The following is a 19629-nucleotide window of genomic DNA, read 5'->3' on the forward strand; positions in this document are numbered from 1 at the left end:
CCGTCGCCACCGTGTGGATCATTCGTCGATGAGCGTCAGCTCGACGACCGGCACCAGCACCTCGGGACGACGCACCGGCAGATGCACGGTGAGCGTCCCCTCCGCCTCCGCAGCGGGCGTCATCAGATCAGCCTGACGGTCCGGGTCGGACACACTGGTCTGCAGCCAGGATCCATCGTTCAGCAGCCGCGCGTAGGAGACCTTTCCGGCGAGCTCCGGAAGGTGCACGAAGCCCATCGGCCAGCTGAACAGGCTCAGGTAGAGCTTGTTCCCGCGCCGGGTGTAGACGCCCTCGCGTGGCGGGGTGAGCGGCGCATGCCCGGCCCCGATCACGGCATCACGGTGCAGACGCATCCACTCGCCGATCTCCGTCAGGGTGCGGGCATCCCGGGGCGCGATCGCACCACGACCGTCAGGGCCGATGTTGAGCAGCATGTTCCCGCCCATCGACACCGAGTCGACGAGCATCTGCACGAGCAGCGTGGCGGACTTCTGGTCCATGTTGTCCCGGTGATAACCCCAGGAGCCGTTGAGCGTCTGGCATGCCTCCCAGGTCAGCGGTACGCCGTCGCGCACGATCGGTGCGGTGGGCTGATACTGCTCCGGCGTGACGAAGTCGGCGGGGATCCCGAGCCGATCGTTGACCAGCATGTCGGGCTGGAGCTCACGGCACAGCGCGAGCAGGGTGGTCGCATCCCAGTCCTCGGGCCCCTTGCCCGCCCACCCCTCCTTGCTCTCGGGGTAGGTGAAGTCGAAGAAGAGGTAATCGATCTCCCCGTACTCCGTCAGGAGCTCCCGCACCTGACCGTGGAGGTACGCGCGGTATCGGGCCATGTCGCGCCCGACGTTGAGCTCGTGGGCGTTCTCGTCGTCGCGGCGCGGGTGGTTCCAGTCGACGGTGAAGTCGGGGTGATGCCAGTCGATGACCGAGTGGTACAGGCCGACCTTGATCCCCTCCGCGCGCAACGCCTCGACGTACTCGCGCACGAGGTCGCGTCCGACGTTCGCCACGGAAGTGAAGTCGGTGAGCTTCGAATCCCACAGGCAGAAGCCGTCATGGTGTTTCGTCGTGAGGACGACATAGCCCATGCCCGTCTCCTTCGCGGTGCGTGCGAGGGCTGCGGCGTCGAAGAGATCCGGATTGAAGTGCTCGAAGTACGGACGGTAGTCCTCATCCGTCAGACGCTCGTAGTTCTGCACCCATTCATGACGGGCAGCCCCGCTGTAGAGGCCGAAGTGGACGAACATCCCGAACCGGGCCCGGTCAAACCATTCCTGTCGCATGGCTCCCATCCTGACACAGACATCCGATGTCTGGCGTGATTTGGCGCAGACCACACGAAGAACGGGCGCCCCCGGAGGGACGCCCGTTCTTTCGAGAATCGAATCAGCGTGCCGCGCTGCCGTCGACGTAGTCCTCGTCCTGCTGCTTCCAGGCGAAGAGCGAACGCAGTTCCTTGCCGGTGACCTCGATCGGGTGCTGCTCCTCCTTGGCACGCAGTGCCAGGAACTCCTCCGCCCCGTTGTCCTGGTCATCGATGAAGCGCTTCGCGAAGGCGCCGGACTGGATGTCCGCGAGGACGCCCTTCATGCTCTCCTTGACGCGCTCGTCGATCACACGCGGACCCGAGACGTAGTCGCCGAACTCGGCGGTGTCGGAGATCGACCAGCGCTGCTTGGCGATGCCGCCCTCCCACATCAGGTCCACGATGAGCTTGAGCTCGTGCAGCACCTCGAAGTACGCGATCTGCGGCTGGTAGCCCGCCTCGGTGAGCGTTTCGAAGCCCGCCTGCACGAGGTGGCTCACGCCACCGCAGAGCACGGCCTGCTCGCCGAACAGGTCGGTCTCGGTCTCTTCGGTGAAGGTCGTCTTGATGACGCCGGCGCGGGTGCCGCCGATGGCCTTCGCGTAGGAGAGGGCGAGGTCCCAGGCGTGACCCGATGCGTCGCGCTCGACCGCGATGATGTCCGGGATGCCCCGGCCGGCGACGAACTCGCGACGAACCGTGTGGCCCGGAGCCTTCGGCGCCACGAGGATCACGTCGACGCCCTCGGGCGCGTCGATGTAGCCGAAGCGGATGTTGAAGCCGTGGGCGAAGGCGAGCGTCTTGCCGGCGGTGAGGTTCGGCGCGATCGACTCGCTGTAGATGATGCGCTGGTGCTGGTCCGGCGCGAGGATCATGATGACGTCGGCCCAGTCGGTGGCCTCCGCGACGGTCTTGACCGGGAAGCCCGCCTCTTCAGCCTTCGCAGCGGACTTGGAGCCCTCCTTGAGAGCGATGGCGACCTCGACGCCCGAGTCGCGCAGGTTCTGCGCATGCGCGTGGCCCTGCGAGCCATAGCCGACGATGGCGACCTTCTTGCCCTGGATCAGGGACAGGTCGGCGTCGGCGTCGTAGAAGATCTCGGTGCTCACTTTGTGTTTCTCCTTGTTCGTGACAGTGGTGCACGTCCGAGGACGGCGGGGCAGGTAGGTGTGATGGTCTGGAAGGTCAGCCGCGCAGGACGCGTTCGGTGATGCTCTTGCCGCCTCGGCCGATGGCGAGAAGACCGGACTGGGCGATCTCCTTGATCCCGAAGGGCTCGAGCGCGCGAAGCATCGCGTCGACCTTGCCCTTGTCGCCGGTGACCTCGATCACGAGGGCATCGGAAGCGTAGTCGACGACGGACGCACGGAAGAGGTTCACGACCTCGATCACGTTCGACCGGGTGGCGTTGTCGGTGCGCACCTTCACGAGCATGTGCTCGCGCTGCACCGACGTGGCGAAGTCGAGCTCGACGATCTTGATCACGTTGATCAGCTTGTTGAGCTGCTTCGTGACCTGTTCGAGCGGGAGCTCATCGACGTCGACGACCACCGTGATGCGCGAGATCCCGGGGACCTCGGTCACGCCGACGGCGAGGGAGTCGATGTTGAAGCCGCGGCGGGCGAAGAGCCCCGCGACACGGGTGAGAAGACCGGGGGTGTTCTCCACCAGCAGGCTCAGCACGTGGGTCGACATGGCTCAGTCCTCCTCGTCGAATGCGGGCGCGTGCTCGCGGGCGTACTGGACATAGCTGTTGCTGACTCCCTGGGGGACCATCGGCCACACCATCGAGTCGGCGCTCACGACGAAGTCGATCACCACGGGGCGGTCGTTCGTCTCGAGTGCGAGCTGGATGGCGGCATCCACCTCTTCTTCCTTCTCCACGCGGATCGCGAGGCAGCCGTAGGCCTCGGCGAGCTTCACGAAGTCGGGGATGCGGATCGTGCCGTGCCCGGTGTTGAGGTCGGTGTTGGAGTGGCGACCGTCGTAGAACAGCGTCTGCCACTGGCGGACCATGCCCAGCGAGGAGTTGTTGATGATCGCGACCTTGATCGGGATGTTGTTGATCGCGCAGGTCGCGAGTTCCTGGTTGGTCATCTGGAAGCAGCCGTCACCGTCGATCGCCCAGACGGCGCGGTCGGGTTCGGCGACCTTCGCGCCCATCGCCGCGGGGACCGAGTAGCCCATCGTCCCGGCACCGCCGGAATTCAGCCAGGCGTTCGGGCGCTCGTACTTGATGAACTGCGCGGCCCACATCTGGTGCTGTCCGACGCCGGACGCGTAGATGCCCTCAGGTCCCGTGAGCTCACCGATCCGCTGGATGATGTGCTGCGGGGCCAGGAGCCCGTCGGTCGTCGGAGCGTAGCCGAGCGGGAACTCGGTGCGCAGGCCGTCGAGGTATGACCACCACTCCGCGATGTCAGGTTTCACACCCGCGGTCGCTCCGCGGAAAGCCGTGTCGAGATCGGTGAGCACATCGCGCACATCACCGACGATCGGCACGTCGGCGGTTCGGATCTTGGAGATCTCCGCGGGATCGATGTCGACGTGCACGACCTTGGCGTTGGGGGCGAAGAGCGCAGCCTTGCCCGTCACGCGATCGTCGAACCGTGCACCGAGGGACACCAGGAGATCGGCCTCCTGCAGCGCCAGCACAGCGGGAACCGTGCCGTGCATGCCCGGCATCCCGAGGTGCTGCGGGTGCGAGTCGGGGAACGCACCGCGCGCCATCAGCGTGGTGACGACCGGAGCGCCCGTGGACTCCGCGAGTTCGAGCAGCTCGGCTGCCGCCCGGCCGCGGATCACGCCGCCGCCGACGTACAGGACGGGCTTCTTGGCCTCGGCGAGGAGGCTCGCAGCCGCTTGGATCTGCTTCCCGTGCGCCTTGGTGACCGGGCGATAGCCGGGGAGGTCGATCTTGGGCGGCCACACGAACGGTGCCGTGGCCTGCTGCGCATCCTTCGTGATGTCGACGAGGACGGGTCCGGGACGACCGGTGCCCGCGATCTCGTAGGCCGCGGCGATCGCACCCGGGATGTCGGCGGCGTCCTTCACCAGGAAGGAGTGCTTCGTGATCGGCATCGTGATGCCCACGATGTCGGCCTCCTGGAACGCGTCGGTTCCCATCAACGTCGAGAACACCTGACCGGTGATGGCCAGCAGCGGCACCGAGTCCATGTAGGCGTCGGCGATCGCCGTGACCAGGTTCGTCGCTCCGGGACCGGACGTCGCGATGCACACGCCCACCTTCCCGGAGGCCGAGGCATAGCCCTCGGCGGCGTGACCGGCGCCCTGCTCGTGCCGCACCAGGATGTGGCGGAGCTCGGAGGCGTCCATGAGCGGGTCGTACACCGGCAGGATCGCTCCTCCCGGAAGCCCGAACACGTCGGTGACACCGAGCAGCTCGAGCGAGCGCACCACGGCCTCGGCGCCGGTGATCTCCGGCGCAGACGTCGGACGAGCGGGCGGCCTCGGCACGGCCGGGGCGGAATCAGCAGTCATGAGTTTCCTTCTGATGATCTCTGGAGGACGCCGGATGCCGGAGCGTCCGGGTCAGCCGGTGGTCGCTCCCTCGGCGGCGGACCGCACGAGGCGCGAGTACTTGGCAAGAACGCCTCGGGTGTAGCGCGGGGGAAGCGGCTCCCAGCCGGAACGGCGGGAGGCGAGCTCTGCGTCATCGACGAGTAGATCGAGAGTGCGAGCTGCGATATCGACCCGTATCAGATCACCATCGCGCACGAAGGCGATAGGACCTGCGTCCACCGCTTCGGGTGCTATGTGGCCGATGCACAGGCCGGTTGTGCCGCCTGAGAATCGTCCGTCCGTCAAGAGTAGTACATCTTTTCCGAGCCCCGCGCCCTTGATGGCCGCGGTGATGGCGAGCATCTCCCGCATACCCGGTCCACCCTTGGGGCCTTCGTAGCGGATGACGATGACGGTGCCGGGCTCGATCTCCCCGTCGGCGACCGCATCCATGGCGGCGCGCTCGCGCTCGAACACGCGGGCGGGCCCCTCGAACACCGCGGCGTCGAAGCCCGCGGTCTTCACGACAGCGCCCTCCGGTGCGAGTGAGCCGTGCAGGATCGTCAGGCCGCCGGTCGCGTGGATCGGGTTGTCGAACGTGTGGATGACCTCGCCGTCGATCGGCATGGGGTCGAGGTCCGCAAGGTTCTCGGCCAGCGTCTTGCCGGTGACGGTGAGAGCGTCGCCGTGCAGCAGCCCCTCATCGAGCATCGCCTTCATGATCACCGGAATGCCGCCGTGACGGTCGACGTCGTTCATGACGTACTTGCCGAACGGCTTCATGTCGGCGACGTGCGGGACCTTGTCCCCGATGCGGTTGAAGTCGTGCAGGCTCAGCTCGACCTCGGCCTCGCGGGCGATCGCGAGCAGGTGGAGCACGACGTTGGTGGAGCCGCCGAGAGCCATAGCCAGCGCGATCGCGTTCTCGAACGACTCCTTGGTCAGGATGTCGCGGGTCGTGATGCCCTGGCGGAGCAGGTTGACGACGGCCTCGCCCGAGCGGTGCGCGAAGTAGTCACGACGACGGTCCGCGGCGGGCGGCGCGGCGGATCCGGGCAGGCTGAGACCGAGGGCTTCGGCGACCGAGGCCATCGTGTTCGCGGTGTACATGCCACCGCAGGCTCCTTCACCGGGAGCGATCGCGCACTCGATGCGCTTGAGGTCCTCTTCGCTCATGAGACCGGCGCGGCACGCACCGACCGCTTCGAACGAGTCGATGATCGTGACGTCCTTCTCGGTGCCGTCGGAGAGCTTGACCCACCCCGGGGCGATCGAACCGGCGTAGAGGAAGACACTGGAGAGGTCGAGGCGTGCACTGGCCATGAGCATGCCCGGGATCGACTTGTCGCAGCCGGCGAGCAGGACGGAGCCGTCCAGACGCTCGGCCATCATGACCGTCTCGACCGAGTCGGCGATGACCTCGCGGGACACGAGCGAGAAGTGCATGCCCTCGTGGCCCATCGAGATGCCGTCCGAGACGGAGATCGTGCCGAACTGCAGCGGGTACCCGCCGCCGGAGTGCACGCCTTCCTTCGCTCCCTGAGCGAGCCTGTCGAGGCTCAGGTTGCAGGGCGTGATCTCGTTCCAGCTCGAGGCGATGCCGATCTGCGGCTTGTCCCAGTCCGCGTCCCCCATGCCGACGGCACGGAGCATACCGCGGGAGGTCGTGGCCTCGATGCCGTCGGTGACGACGCGGCTGCGGGGCTTGATGTCGATGGGCGCGCTGCTGGCAGGATCATGCGAGGACATGACGGAAGTCTATTGCCGCGCGGCGGTGCGTTCGTCCGCCAACGCCTCCAGAAGCTCGGCGATCTGTTGTGGAGTGTCCACACGCAGGGTCGCAGCGCTCTCCCCCGGGCCCACCCGCACACCGAGATCGTCCGGTCCCAGCACGCGCATCGCGTCCTCATCGGTCACGTCGTCGCCCGCGAACAGGATGCCGGTGGCGTCGAAGCGCTCCCGCAAAGCGGTCATCGCGGCGTCCTTGCCCTCCGTGCGCGAGGAGAACTCCAGCACACGGTGCCCTGCCCGACGACGCCAGTGCGGGAAGCGCTCGGCGACCAGCGCATCGATCTCGGCGAAGACGCGCTCCTCCGTCTCGCGATTGACGCGCCGGGTGTGCACCCCCATACCGAACGTCTTCGGCTCGAACTCGGCACCCTCGTAGCGCGCGATGATCGGCTTCGCGGCGGCCCAGAGCTCTTCCCGGGTGCCGTCCTCGTCGAAGCCGTCATGGACGGCGTCGGGGTCATCGCCGGGGAACCAGTACTGGGCACCGTGCGAGCCCGCCAGTGCGATCGCGGAGTCATCCGTGTGCTCGGTGATCACGCGCAGATCGTGCATGCTGCGTCCGGAGACGTAGGCGACGACCGTGTCGGGCAGCGCCGCGAGTCGCTCGACCTGGACGGCGACTTCGGGGAGCGCACGCGCGGCCATCGGGTCGGGCACCAGGGGTGATGCGGTGCCGTCGAAGTCGAGGGCGACGACCAGCCGAGGCGTCGCCGCCAGCGCGCTCAGGTCTTCGTCCGCGGTTCCGGGGGTCCAGGGGCGCGTCACAGCTTCTCCAATCCGCGGGGCGTACCCCGTGTCTCCATTGCGAGGTCGATCAGCGCGCACGCACTTCGGCGAGCGCGGCCAGGAACGAGGAGGACCAGGCGTTGACGTCGTTGTCCAGCACACGCCGGCGAAGTGATCTCATGCGTCGTCCCTGGTCGGCAGGAGACATCTCCACCGCGGTCATGATCGCGTCCTTGAGGCCCTCGATGTCGTGCGGATTGACCCGCACGGCCTGTCGGAGCTCGTCCGCCGCACCGGTGAACTCGCTCAGCACCAGCACACCGCGGTCGTCCACACGGGTCGCGACGTACTCCTTCGCGACGAGGTTCATGCCGTCACGGAGAGCGGTGACCAGCATCACGTCCGCGGCGAGGTAGAGCGCGACCATCTCTTCGCGCGGGTACCCCTGGTGCAGATAGCGGATGGCGGAATGCCCGACCGTGTCGGTGTCGCCGTTGATGCGGCTGACCGCGAGCTCGATCTCGTCTCGCAGGTGCACGTATGCGTCCACGCGCTCCCTGCTGGGGCTCGCGACCTGGACCAGCGTCACGTCCTCGATCTTGAGACGCCCTTCCGCGAGCAGCTCCCCGTAGGCCTTGATGCGATGGCGGATACCCTTGGTGTAATCAAGGCGGTCGACGCCGAGCAGGATGCGCTTCGGGTTGCCGAGGCTGGCGCGGATCTCCGCTGCACGGGCACGGATGTCCGCGCGTCCCGCGAGTTCGAGGTAGGGCGCGGTGTCGATCGAGATCGGGAAGGCCTTGGCCAGAGCCGGCCTCACGCCGTCGCCTTCGGGGACGGAGACGTTGGGCCCCTTCACCTCGTAGCGGAGCCGGCGGCGGACGGCCGTCAGGAAGTAGGTGGCGTCCTGAGCGCGTTGGAACCCGATCACGTCGGCACCGAGCAGCCCACGGAGCACCTGGTCACGCCACGGCAGCTGCGCGTACAGCCCGTGAGCGGGGAAGGGAATGTGGTGGAAGTACCCGATCGTCACGTCGGGCCGGATCTCGCGCACCATCTGCGGGACGAGCTGCAGCTGGTAGTCGTGCACCCAGACCGTGCCGCCCTCGGCCACCGCGGACGCCGCCGCCTGCGCGAATCGACGGTTGACGGTGACGTAGGCCTCCCACCATTCACGGTGATACTGCGGGGGCGCGATCACGTCATGGTAGAGCGGCCAGATCGTGTCGTTCGCGAAGCCCTCGTAGTACTCCGCGACCTCCTGCGCGCTCAGCGGGACCGGGACCAGTTCGATGCCACCGGCTTCGAACGGGGCCAACTCGACATCGGCCTGACCGGCCCAGCCGACCCAGGCACCGTGCACGTTGCGCATCATCGGCTCGAGAGCGGCAACGAGTCCTCCCGGCGACGTCCGCCAGACCTCCTCGCCGTCAGGCCCCTCCACCCGATCGACGGGCAGCCGGTTGGCGACGACGACGAAATCTGCAGCTGCCAAGGGGGCTCCTCACACCAGGGGGTTGAGTCCAACTTACCCAGGTTGGCGTGACTCTGCCGCGCGGTGTCAGACCGTCACGGACTGACGACGCCGCTCACCGCTGAGAACCCAGTTGGCGGCCCCGGCCGCGAAAGTGATGAAAGCGGCGACCATCGGCAGGAGGAGAGCGGCGGAGGTGCCGATGCTCTCGGCGATCTCTCCGGTGACGGCTGCGCCGATGGACTGCCCCACGACGACGCCGGAGCCCAGCATCGTCATGACGGTCGCGGAGCGACCGAGCGGGCTGCGGGCGGCACCGAAGCTGTACTGGGTCACGAGAGTCGGGCCGATGCCGATGCCCATGATCGCGAGAGCCAGGACCATCGCGCCCGGCGAATCGACGACGCTCAGCAGGAGCGTGCCGACGAACAGGATTCCGGAGAAGACCAGCCAGCGCGCGCGCAGCGAGAACGCGGGCGGCAGCCAGGCCACGCCCAGGGCGAGCAGGGCGGAGCCGACCCCCATCACGCCGTAGAGAAGGCCGGCCTGCTCCGGAGCACCCCGATCCGCCATGAACGAGGTGAGCGAGGTGAGCATGGCTCCGAAGAACATCCCGACGCCGAGGATACCGACGACGACGATCAGCAGCCGCGGGCGGAACAGCTCCGAAACGGCCGAGGGCGCTCTCCCGTCGGCGTCACGGTCCTGCGAGACATGGCGGCCGCTCGGGTGGAGGGCGAACGCCCCGACGAACACGACGGTGAGAACGGCGGCACCGACCAGCGGCGCCCACGGCGAGATCGCCGACGCCAGGATGCCGACCAGGAACGGGCCGAACACGAAGACGGTCTCGTCGGCGGCGGACTCGTACGCCATCGTGCCGGACACCGTGCGATCACGTCGGCCCTCCGGCATCCGGTCCCGGATGATCGTGACCAGTCGTGAGCGCGAGAGCGGAGCGACCTGCGGCGCCGTCGCACCGATGCCGACCGCTGCGAGCAGTACGAAGCCGTCCGCGGCCGTGCCGTAGACCACGAACGTGAAGAGCAGGAGCATCGCGCCGTTCGCCAGCGCGAGGATGACCAGCACCGCACGCTGGCCGAATCGGTCGGCGGCAGCGCCGAGCAGAGGCCCGAAGCACGCTGTGCCCAATCCGACGGCAGCCGACGTCAGGCCTCCGAGCGAGAGGGATCCGCGCGCGGAGACGACGACCGTCAGCACGCCGACGACCATCATCGCGAAGGGCAGACGTGCGATGAAGGCGATGAGGAAGTACGGGAGGCCCGCGATGCGGAGGAGGCTCGGGCTCTGCGGGGCGGATTTCGGTGATGCGGGTGCGTGTGTCATGGCTCTCGCGCGTCGATGACGCGATGTCGGGTGCCGCCGCTGTCCGCCGGATTGCCGGCGGCCGGTAGATACACGGTGTGTGCGGCCGCGGGCGAGCCGCGACGCACCCAGGATAGCGGATGTGGACGAGGAAAGCCCGGGAATCCGCCAGTGCAGGGAGGGTCTATCCTGGGCGGCACCCGTCTCACGCTGCCGCTCCCGAGGAGGATGCCGTTGCCCACCACCGCCCCTGTCGCCGCGGCGACCGTCCCGCTTCCCTCACGCTCGCAGCGGGCCGGAACGGCCAAGACTTCCCCGGTGCGTGACCTGCTCGCACTCACCGAGCGGCCGGAGGTCATCTCGTTCGCCGGGGGTCTCCCCGCCCCCGAGCTCTTCGACATGGACGGCATCCGTGCTGCGTTCGACGCCGTCCTGGCCTCTCCCGGTGTGCTGCAGTACTCCACGTCGGAAGGCGACCCGCGGTTGCGGGAAGAGGTCGCACGGCGCTATTCGATCGACGGACTGCCCACTGCCGCGTCCGATCTGATCATCACGACGGGTTCGCAGCAGGGACTCGGACTGCTCGCGACGACGCTGCTCGACCCCGGAGACACGATCCTCGTGGAGGAGCCCTGCTATCTCGCCGCTCTGCAGACGTTCGCGCTGGCGGGGGCGCACATGGTGGGCGTTCCTGCGAACGGTGATGACCTGGATCTCGAGGCGCTGGACCGACTGGCGTCGATGCACGGCCCGAAGTTCTTCTACACGGTGCCCACGTTCCAGAATCCGACGGGCCGAACACACGGGCTCGAGGCCCGCAGACGCATCGCGGAGATCGCGAGGAGCCGAGGATTCCGCATCATCGAAGACGAGCCGTACCGCCAACTGAGGTATTCGGGCGACCCCCTCCCCTCGCTGGCCGAGCTCGCACCCGAGCACGTCGTCAGCCTCGGCAGCTTCTCGAAGGTGATCGCTCCCGGCCTGCGAATCGGGTGGATCCGCACGACGGCCGACATCCGCTCGACCGTGACGATCGCCAAGCAGGCAGCCGATCTGCACACCTCGACCATCGATCAAGCGGCGGCCGCCCACTACCTCGTCTCCGGTCGCAGTGAGCCCGCGCTCGACCGGATCCGCGGCACGTACGCCGCCCGACGCGACGCGATGCTCGAGGCGCTGCCGACCGCGCTGCCCGAGGGCAGCACGTGGACGCGACCGGACGGCGGCATGTTCGTCTGGGTCCGCCTCCCGGAGGGCTCGGACGCCACGGTCGCGCTCAGGAGAGCGCTGGCTCGGGACGTCGCGTTCGTCCCCGGCACGTCGTTCTCCTCCGGCACCCCGGATCCACGGACGTTGCGCCTATCCTTCACGACCTACTCCCCTGCCAGGATCCGGGAGGGCTTGTCAAGGCTCGGTGCGACATGGGGTGCGGACGGGTAGCGTAAAGGGATGCGTTACCTCTTCAGCACCGGACTCGTCGCTGCGATCTCCGCGGGTGTCTCCCTGCTGCGCGGCACCCGCGAACAGCCCATCACCTGGCGCGCCCTTCTGTCGTGGCTGAGCTGGGGCATCACGATGGCTCTGGCGATCGGAGCCGTCGTCGACATGAACCGTGAACGTCGCGGTGTGCTCGTCGATGCCGACTCGCCGCAGTCGGTCAAGAAGGCGAAGAAGGCCCAGCGGCTCCAGTTCCGTTCGCAGAAGGCTCTCGCCGACACGCAGGACCACGCCCAGGACGCACGGCGCTGAGTCCGAGCGCCCTGGACGGACACATCAGCGTGTGAGGATCAGCGCTTCGCCCTGACCGCCTCCCCCGCAGAGTCCGACGGCAGCAGTTCCTCCGCCTCGACGCACGAGTTCGTGCACCGCATGGACCACGAGACGGTTACCGGAGGCCCCGATCGGGTGGCCGATCGCGATGCCCCCTCCGTGGATGTTCACGATGCCCTCATCCAGTCCGAGCTCGGTCTGCGAGCGTGCCACGACTGCGCCGAAGGCCTCATTGATCTCCACGACATCGAGATCCGCGGGCGTGATGCCCTGCTTCTGACAGGCGCGCTCGATCGCGCGCGCCGGCTGCGCCTGCAGCGAGTTGTCCGGTCCGGCGGTCTGACCGCTCGCCCCCACCCGGGCCAGGACGGTCCAGCCCTTCGCCTCCGCCGTGCGCCGCGTGGTGACGATCACGGCCGATGCGCCGTCGGAGATCTGGGACGAGTTCCCCGCGGTGATCGAACCGCCCTCGGCGAAGGCGGCACGCAGTCCGGCCAGGGTGTCGACCGTGGTGTCGGGACGGACCCCCTCGTCTTTCGTGACCCGCAGCGGCTCTCCCCGGCGCTGCGGCACCTCCACCATCACGATCTCCGCATCGAAGACTCCCGCTTCCTGCGCGGCGGCCGCGCGCTGGTGCGACAGCGCGGCGACGCGATCCTGCGCCTCCCGGGTGAGCTCGAAACGGGCGTTGTGGCGTTCCGTGGACGCACCCATGCTCTCGCGGTCGTACGCATCGGTGAGACCGTCGTAGGCCATGTGGTCGAGGACCTCGACGCTCCCGTACGTCCAGCCGTCGCGCGAGCCCATGAGCATGTGCGGCGCCCGCGTCATCGATTCCATCCCCGCCGCCACGACCACGTCCGCGTCGCCCGTGGCGATCATCCGCGCCGCGTCGATGATGGCCGTCAATCCGGACAGACACACCTTGTTGACCGAGTGGGCCGGCACATCCCAGCCGATGCCCGCGCCGATCGCCGCCTGGCGCGCCGCGTTCTGCCCCGAGCCCGCGGCCAGCACCTGCCCCACGATCACCGCGTCGATGTCGGCCGGATCGACCGAAGCCTGCGCGAGCGCGCCACGGATCGCGAAGGATCCGAGCTGCGGCGCCGTGAAGGCGGCCAGTTGTCCCTTCAGCCGCCCCTGCGGCGTACGGGCCGCGGAGACGATGACGATGTCGTTCTCGGTGTCGTTCATGGTGCAGGGGTCCTTCCCTCGAGGAGATCCGGGTGGATGGTGAGCGGGGGCTGTGTCGCGTCGACGACCTCGTCGACGGTGACGCCGGGCGCCGTCTCGACGAGGACGAGCCCCTCCTCCGTGACGTCGATCACGGCCAGGTCGGTGATGATCCGATCGACCACCGCACGACCGGTCAACGGGAGCGCGCATTCGTCGACGATCTTGGCCGAGCCGTCCTTCGCGACGTGCTCCATGAGCACGATGACGCGCGCTGCGCCGTGAACGAGATCCATGGCGCCACCCGGCCCCTTGACCATCTTGCCCGGGATCATCCAGTTCGCGAGATCACCGGCGGCAGACACCTGCATGGCGCCGAGGACGGCGGCGTCGATCTTCCCGCCGCGGATCATGCCGAAGCTCGTGGCCGAGTCGAAGAAGGCGGCGCCCGGGAGGGTCGTGACGGTCTCCTTGCCGGCGTTGATCAGGTCGGGGTCGACGGCCTCTTCCCGGGGGTAGGGCCCGACGCCGAGGATGCCGTTCTCCGACTGCAGCACGACCGTGGTCCCGGCAGGCACATGGTTGGGCACGAGCGTGGGCAGACCGATCCCGAGGTTCACGTAGGCACCGTCCGGGAGTTCGGCTGCGGCTCGGGCAGCCATCTGGTCTCGCGACAGTGCCATCTCAGGCTCCTTCCACGGCGACGGTCCGCCGTTCGATGCGCTTGGGGATATCGATGCCGACCTCGACGATGCGGTGCACGAAGACTCCGGGGAGGTGGATGCTGTCGGGGTCGAGCTCGCCCGGCGCCACGAGTCGTTCGACCTGCGCGATGCAGATCCGGCCCGCCATCGCGGCGAGGGGATTGAAATTGCGTGCTGCCTTGTTGAAGACGAGGTTGCCGTGGCGATCGCCTTGCGCCGCGTGCACGAGCGCGAAGTCGGTGACGATGGCCTCTTCCAGGACGAACTCCTGGGGCACGCCGTCCACGTCGAACGCGCGGACGTCCTTGACGGGAGAGGCGACGGCGATCGAGCCGTCCGCGTTGTATCGACGAGGCAGACCACCCTCCGCGACCTGGGTGCCCACACCGGTCTGCGTGTAGAAGGCCGCGATGCCCGAGCCGCCTGCCCGCAGCTTCTCGGCCAGGGTCCCTTGAGGCGTGAGCTCGAGTTCGAGCTCGCCGCTCAAGAACTGGCGCTCGAACTCCTTGTTCTCCCCCACATAGGACGACGTCATCTTCCGGATGCGCTGCGCGGCCAGCAGGACCCCGAGCCCCCAGTCGTCGACGCCGCAGTTGTTGCTCACGACGCTGAGGTCCTTCGTCCCCTGTGCCAGCAGTGCCTCGATCAAGGCGATCGGATTGCCGGACAGGCCGAAGCCGCCGACGGCCAGCGAGGCGCCGTCCGGGATGTCGGCGACGGCTTCGGCCGGTGACGCCCATTGTTTGTCGATCACGTCTGCTCCTTCGAAAGCGTGCGTGTCTCCAGCTTCCCCCTCTCCCGGCGCCTGGGGGCAGTCCGTTCTTGTGATGTGGTCACATCCGGAGGTAGCGTCCACAATATGGAATCCCCCGACCGTTCCGTCCCCGGCGCACAGGCGATCGCCCGAGCGGCACGCCTCCTCCGCCTCGTGACGTCTTCCGGCGTGGACGGCGCGAGCCTGCACGACCTCGCCCGCGCCGCCGACCTGTCCCGCTCGACCGCGCACCGCCTCCTGAGCGCACTGCGGGCCGAGGGGCTCGTCGATCGAGACGAGGACAGCACGCTCTGGATGCCCGGCCCTGAGCTGTTCCTCATGGGGTCCGTGGCGGCGGCGCGCTACGACGTGACCGCACTCGCACGGGACATCGTGCGCTCACTGGCCGTCAAGACCGAGGAGAGCGCGTTCTTCTCGGTGCGCCGTGCGGACGAGACGGTGTGCCTGCTGCGCGAGGAAGGCTCGTTCCCGATCCGCTCCTTCGTCCTGAGCGAAGGAGTCCGGTTCCCCCTCGGTGTGGCGAGTGCAGGGCTCGCGATCCTGGCTTTCCTTCCTGACCACGATGTGGACGCGTATCTCGGCCGGCACCCCGAGCTCGAGAGCGGGTGGGGGCGAGCACACGGCCCCTCCGCTCTGCGCACCCGCCTGACCGAGACGAAGGAGCGCGGATACTCGGTGAACCCCGGCCTGATCGTCGAGGGCAGCTGGGGCATCGGCGCGGCCGTCTTCGATCGCAGCGGGCGACCGGAGTGGGCATTGAGCCTGACGGGCGTGGAGTTCCGATTCGGCCCCGAGCGTCTGGCCGAGCTCGGACGAACCCTTCTCGCGCACGCCCACCAGCTCTCCGCCCGGATCGCCGGCGCTCGACGCTAGATCCAGTTACATACCACCGGGTATATACTCTCTGGTATGAATCGCTCGGATGTCATCCCCTCACTGGTGCTCTCGGGATATGCCCTCGGACGCATCGCCGCTCAGGATGCCGGCAACGAGGCACCCGCTGCACAGTGGCGAGTGCTGAGCCTTCTGGAGCAGTCAGGATCGCGACGTGTGGGAGAGCTCGCCGCTGCCGCCCGCACGACCCAGCCCGGGATGACCCGGCTCATCGGGGGCCTGGAACGCGAGGGACTCGTCCTCCGCTCCCCCGACGCCGACGATTCCCGCGCGACCGTCGTCGACATCACGCCGCAGGGCGCCGCCGCCATCGATGCGTGGCGTGCGGAGTTCCGGGAGACGCTGGCGCCCCGGTTCGCTGCGTTGAGCGAGGAGGACTGGTCGGCTCTCACTCGTGCGGCGGAGATCCTCGCCGCACACACCGCCACAGAACGAACAGGAGAATCTCGGTGAACACCCCCACCACCTCATCGGTGTGGAAGCAGCCCGCGCAGGTCTGGGCGGTCGCGTTCGCGTGCGTGGTCGCTTTCATGGGCATCGGCCTCGTCGATCCCATCCTTCCCGCGATCGCCGATTCGCTCCAGGCGTCTCCGGTCGAGACGGAACTGCTGTTCACCAGCTACCTCCTCGTCACCGGGCTCGCGATGCTCGTCACCAGCTGGATCTCCAGCCGGATCGGCGCCAAAGCGACCCTGCTGATCGGCCTCGCACTGATCGTGGTCTTCGCGCTCCTCTGCGCCGTGAGCGGCAGCGTCGACGCGGTCATCGGCTTCCGTGCCGGATGGGGGCTCGGAAACGCGCTGTTCATCTCGACGGCGCTCGCGACCATCGTGGGCGCGGCGTCCGGCGGGAGCAGCGCGGCGATCATCCTGTACGAAGCGGCGCTCGGCCTCGGCATCGCCGTGGGCCCTCTGCTCGGCGGCATCCTCGGCGAGCAGAGCTGGAGGGGACCGTTCTTCGGCGTCGTCGTGCTGATGGCGATCGCCTTCGTCGCCGTGCTCGTGTTGCTCCGCGGTCCGGGTGAGAAGAGGGTGCCGGTGCCGTTCTCCGCTCCGTTCACCGCACTGCGTCGCCCGGCACTCGCGACCCTCGCGATCGCTGCGCTGTTCTACAACATCGGCTTCTTCGTGCTGCTGGCCTTCTCGCCGTTCCCCCTCGGCTTCGGCGCGCTCGGCATCGGTCTCACTTTCTTCGGATGGGGAGTCGCCCTCGCCGTCACGAGTGTGTGGGTGGCCCCCGTGCTGATGCGTCGGATACCGCGCACCCGCATCATCCTTCTCGTCCTCCCCTTGCTCGCGGCCGATCTGGTCGTCGCCGGGCTCGTCGTCGGGAGCGCACCGGCCCTGGTGGCGTGCATCGTCATCGGCGGCCTGCTGCTCGGTGTGATGAACACCGTGCTCACCGAGGCCGTGATGGAGGCCACCGATCTCCCGCGCTCGGTCGCGTCGTCCGCGTACTCGGCCGTGCGCTTCCTCGGAGGTGCGATGGCGCCTCCGATCGCCGCCCTGCTGTGGCGCGCGTTCAACGCGACGGTGCCGTACCTCTTTGCGGCGGTGTCCGTGTTGCTCGCCGCGCTGACCGTGTTCCTCGGTCGACGCGTTCTCGCACACATCGACGACGAGCCTCAGGACACCGCCACCGAGGATGCGGCCGCGATCCTCGTCGGCGACGCCGGCTGACCAGGAGCACAGGCCGCGGAGCAGCATTGGATATCGTGGGGCGATGAGCGAAGGCACCCTCCTCCCGGAACGCAGCAGGCTCGTGCAGCAGCACCTGGTCGATGCGGGCGTGGACACCACGATCCGCGTCCTTCCCGACTCGGCGCGCACGGCGGCCGAAGCGGCGGCCGCGATCGGATGTGACGTCGCGGCGATCGCGAACAGCCTGGTGTTCCTCGCCGATGGCGAACCCGTCCTCATCATGACCAGCGGCGGACACCGCGCAGACTTCGCCGTCCTGACCGAGAGCATCGGGGCGGTGGAGATCTCGATGGCACCGGCGTCCGTGGTCCGCGCCGCTACCGGCCAGGCGATCGGCGGCGTGGCGCCCGTCGGACACCCCGCGCCGCTGCGCACCTTCCTCGATGAGGCGCTCCAGGATCACGACGAGCTCTGGGCTGCGGCCGGTCACCCGCACACCGTGATGCCCCTCACCTTCGAGCAGCTTCGGGTGATCACGAACGGGGCCGTCATCCCCGTCGCGTAGCACGGGTCGACCGCGCTGCGTCTCACTCCTGGCGTCGGCGGGCCCGTGCCCCAGCGAACACCGTCAGAGCGATGCCGAGCAGGAGCGCTGCTCCCCCGCCCCAGAGGTATCCCGCCGGCACGTCGCCACCGGTTGTGGCCAGTGATCCCTGCCCCGTCAGCGGAAGCTCGTTCGGCGGAGTGACCGCGTCGGGCGGGGTGACCGTGTCGGGCGTGGTCGGCGGAACCACCGGCGGCGTCACCGTGGCGGTGTTCGTGAGCGTGATCGCGATGGTCGCACCCCCGCCGATCGTGAACTGGGCTGACCCGTCAGCATGCCCGCTGACGCCGCTGCCGGAGAACACTGGCGTACCCCACTCGACCCCCTCGACGGCCGGAGGCGTGAGTTCCACGAGGGTGACGACGGTACCCGCAGGCAACGGAATTCGAGACGTCGCCTCTCCGGCAGCCACCGTGAGCGTCCGCTCCACCGCCGGTTCGCCGTAGCTGTAGCGGACCGTGTAGACCGCGTCGGCCGGAACCTCCGACGAGCCCGATCCTTCGAGAACCTTGGTCAGCGTGAAGTCACCCGACGCGCTGCCGTCGCCTGTGCCCCCGCCCGTGACGCGCCATGCCAGGTCATTCCGCAGCGTGAGACCGTTCACGTCGGCCACGTTCCCGTAGGTAGCGCCGGCGGCCTGCGAACTCGGCACGGTGAAGTACTTGACGAAGTAGGTGCGCGTCGGGTCGATCGGCCCGGGGATCACGAGATCGAACCCCGTTCCCTCCGCGTTCCAGCCGCCGGTCCAGTTCGACACGTCCTTGGCGTCCTGGTCGAGTCCGTCCGTGCTCCAGACGACGAGCGCCCCATCTTCGTTGTGATGCTCGGCGAACTGGTCGTCGGCCGTGGTCAGCATGTCGTGGATGACGAGGGAATCGACGTTCTGGAACTGTGCGCCGGGAAGGACCAGCTGCCACGCGATCCTGCCGTCGGCCGTCTGCCATGACCACTTCTGCGGTTCCGTGGGCAAGGGCGACGCCGGACCGATCCCGCCACCGGGGACCTCGACGGGCGTGATCTTGCCGTCGACGACGAACTCCACCGTGCTCTCGGTCGTCTGTTCGTCAGCGCTGGCTGCGAACCACAGCGATCCGTTGACCCCCGTGCGTCCGTTCACGAAGTCTGTGAGCGTGCAGGTGACGACGGGAGCGGCGTCGGCGCTCACGGTGCATTCGGCGACCGTCTGACTCGGATCCTCGACGGACGGCACCGAGAACGTCATCCCGGCGCGTCCGAGCTGGCTCGGGAGCGTGAATCCGAACGTCTGCCCGCCGACGGCGCCGTCCGGCACCGCCCACTCGGCATCGACACGGATCTGCTGGTACTGCGTGACCGATGATCCACCGTTCATCGTCGTGACGGTGATCGATGCCGCGTCGATGGCCGCGGGATAGTCGTACTCCGCGGCTGTCGCCGCTCCGGCGCCCACGAACGTCATGACAGCGGTGAGCGCTGTCGCGGCGATGGCCGTGATGGTCGTTCGGCGTGCGCGTGCACGTCCAGGATGTGTGTTCACGTTTCTCCCCAGTTCTCTTGACACGCCACACCCGGATCCTGCTGTCATACAGCAGCGCATCCGTACGAGGTGCGGCGTATCCCCACGGGGAGAGACGACGTCCTGCCGATTCCGTTACGCGGGTTCCCGGAAATCCGTCGGGAGATCTCCGTGAACGACGAAAGGTCCTGAAACTGGCGAGAGTTTCAAGACCTTTCTGGTGCACCCCCTGGGACTTGAACCCAGAACCCACTGATTAAGAGTCAGTTGCTCTGCCGATTGAGCTAGAGGTGCGTGGCCCGGGAGAACCCCGACCGAGGAATTACATTACCAGCCGACGGACCCCATGTGAAATCGGGGTCGCCTCGGGCGCGCCGCCGCCGACTCACGCGGAAACCTGGCCGTTCGACACTCTGGCCACGCCGTCG

Annotated in this window: 18 protein-coding genes and 1 tRNA gene; 6 read left to right on the top strand and 13 right to left on the bottom strand. The window is 68.1% G+C overall.

Annotated features, from left to right (window positions below; all coding sequences use genetic code 11):
• Positions 1-18 precede the first annotated feature (18 nt).
• The 8 genes from ACLF6J_RS03335 to ACLF6J_RS03370 form a co-directional block, all read right to left on the bottom strand.
• Entirely contained in the window at positions 19-1293 is a 1275-nt protein-coding gene (locus tag ACLF6J_RS03335; protein WP_421076826.1) for an alpha-L-fucosidase, read from the bottom strand.
• Positions 1294-1387: 94 nt separating this feature from the next.
• Complete coding sequence (ilvC, locus tag ACLF6J_RS03340) at positions 1388-2416, bottom strand: ketol-acid reductoisomerase (RefSeq protein ID WP_134353605.1); 1029 nt, start codon at positions 2414-2416, stop codon at positions 1388-1390.
• A gap of 76 nt (positions 2417-2492) precedes the next feature.
• Positions 2493-3002: an acetolactate synthase small subunit gene (gene ilvN / locus ACLF6J_RS03345; protein ID WP_017830816.1), complete on the bottom strand. Its 510-nt coding sequence runs from the start codon at positions 3000-3002 to the stop codon at positions 2493-2495.
• Between the two features lie 3 nt (positions 3003-3005).
• Positions 3006-4808 carry an acetolactate synthase large subunit gene (locus ACLF6J_RS03350; protein ID WP_047519234.1) on the bottom strand — a complete coding sequence of 601 codons (1803 nt, stop codon included), beginning with the start codon at positions 4806-4808 and terminating at the stop codon, positions 3006-3008.
• A 51-nt stretch (positions 4809-4859) separates the two neighbouring features.
• Positions 4860-6578 (bottom strand): dihydroxy-acid dehydratase, encoded by a 1719-nt coding sequence (gene ilvD, locus ACLF6J_RS03355; protein WP_134353604.1) that lies wholly within the window; start codon positions 6576-6578, stop codon positions 4860-4862.
• A 9-nt stretch (positions 6579-6587) separates the two neighbouring features.
• Positions 6588-7385: a trehalose-phosphatase gene (gene otsB / locus ACLF6J_RS03360; RefSeq protein WP_134353603.1), complete on the bottom strand. Its 798-nt coding sequence runs from the start codon at positions 7383-7385 to the stop codon at positions 6588-6590.
• Positions 7386-7434: 49 nt separating this feature from the next.
• Positions 7435-8841, bottom strand: coding sequence for an alpha,alpha-trehalose-phosphate synthase (UDP-forming) (locus ACLF6J_RS03365; RefSeq protein ID WP_047519238.1), 1407 nt, complete (start codon positions 8839-8841; stop codon positions 7435-7437).
• 66 nt (positions 8842-8907) lie between these two features.
• The gene (locus tag ACLF6J_RS03370) at positions 8908-10167 is read right to left on the bottom strand and encodes an MFS transporter (RefSeq protein WP_134353602.1); all 1260 of its coding nucleotides are present in this window, start codon (positions 10165-10167) and stop codon (positions 8908-8910) included.
• 213 nt (positions 10168-10380) lie between these two features.
• Here ACLF6J_RS03370 and ACLF6J_RS03375 point away from each other — a divergent pair, with 213 nt between their 5' ends.
• The gene (locus ACLF6J_RS03375; protein ID WP_244093651.1) at positions 10381-11586 is read left to right on the top strand and encodes a PLP-dependent aminotransferase family protein; all 1206 of its coding nucleotides are present in this window, start codon (positions 10381-10383) and stop codon (positions 11584-11586) included.
• Between the two features lie 9 nt (positions 11587-11595).
• The gene (locus ACLF6J_RS03380) at positions 11596-11895 is read left to right on the top strand and encodes a hypothetical protein (RefSeq protein ID WP_047519243.1); all 300 of its coding nucleotides are present in this window, start codon (positions 11596-11598) and stop codon (positions 11893-11895) included.
• A 24-nt stretch (positions 11896-11919) separates the two neighbouring features.
• On the opposite strand, the gene ACLF6J_RS03385 is transcribed toward ACLF6J_RS03380, so the two are convergent.
• The 3 genes from ACLF6J_RS03385 to ACLF6J_RS03395 are packed head-to-tail and all read right to left on the bottom strand — an operon-like array spanning position 11920 to position 14547.
• Entirely contained in the window at positions 11920-13110 is a 1191-nt protein-coding gene (locus ACLF6J_RS03385; RefSeq protein ID WP_134353601.1) for an acetyl-CoA C-acetyltransferase, read from the bottom strand.
• A complete protein-coding gene (locus ACLF6J_RS03390; RefSeq protein ID WP_208526542.1) occupies positions 13107-13772 on the bottom strand; it encodes a CoA transferase subunit B in 666 nt (221 codons plus the stop codon). The genes ACLF6J_RS03385 and ACLF6J_RS03390 overlap by 4 nt, the downstream gene beginning before the upstream one ends.
• Position 13773: 1 nt before the next feature.
• On the bottom strand, positions 13774-14547 hold the full coding sequence (locus ACLF6J_RS03395; RefSeq protein WP_134353600.1) for a CoA transferase subunit A: 774 nt from the start codon (positions 14545-14547) through the stop codon (positions 13774-13776).
• Between the two features lie 105 nt (positions 14548-14652).
• Here ACLF6J_RS03395 and ACLF6J_RS03400 point away from each other — a divergent pair, with 105 nt between their 5' ends.
• Genes ACLF6J_RS03400 through ACLF6J_RS03415 form a run of 4 tightly spaced genes read left to right on the top strand, consistent with a single transcriptional unit; the run spans position 14653 to position 17667 of the window.
• On the top strand, positions 14653-15441 hold the full coding sequence (locus ACLF6J_RS03400) for an IclR family transcriptional regulator (protein WP_134353599.1): 789 nt from the start codon (positions 14653-14655) through the stop codon (positions 15439-15441).
• 36 nt (positions 15442-15477) lie between these two features.
• Complete coding sequence (locus ACLF6J_RS03405; RefSeq protein ID WP_047519251.1) at positions 15478-15915, top strand: MarR family winged helix-turn-helix transcriptional regulator; 438 nt, start codon at positions 15478-15480, stop codon at positions 15913-15915.
• Positions 15906-17141 (top strand): MFS transporter, encoded by a 1236-nt coding sequence (locus ACLF6J_RS03410; protein WP_134354003.1) that lies wholly within the window; start codon positions 15906-15908, stop codon positions 17139-17141. Before ACLF6J_RS03405 ends, ACLF6J_RS03410 begins: the two co-directional genes overlap by 10 nt.
• A 43-nt stretch (positions 17142-17184) precedes the next feature.
• Positions 17185-17667 carry a YbaK/EbsC family protein gene (locus tag ACLF6J_RS03415; RefSeq protein WP_134353598.1) on the top strand — a complete coding sequence of 161 codons (483 nt, stop codon included), beginning with the start codon at positions 17185-17187 and terminating at the stop codon, positions 17665-17667.
• A gap of 22 nt (positions 17668-17689) precedes the next feature.
• Here the strand turns inward: ACLF6J_RS03415 and ACLF6J_RS03420 are convergent, their stop codons facing one another.
• Positions 17690-19222, bottom strand: a complete 1533-nt coding sequence (locus tag ACLF6J_RS03420) for an Ig-like domain-containing protein (RefSeq protein WP_134353597.1) — start codon at positions 19220-19222, stop codon at positions 17690-17692.
• A gap of 197 nt (positions 19223-19419) precedes the next feature.
• Positions 19420-19495 (bottom strand) — tRNA-Lys (locus tag ACLF6J_RS03425).
• Between the last annotated feature and the right edge of the window lie 134 nt (positions 19496-19629).

The sequence above is a fragment of the Microbacterium sp. IO18 genome (genome assembly GCF_049099505.1).
Taxonomy (GTDB): Bacteria; Actinomycetota; Actinomycetes; order Actinomycetales; family Microbacteriaceae; genus Microbacterium; species Microbacterium aurugineum.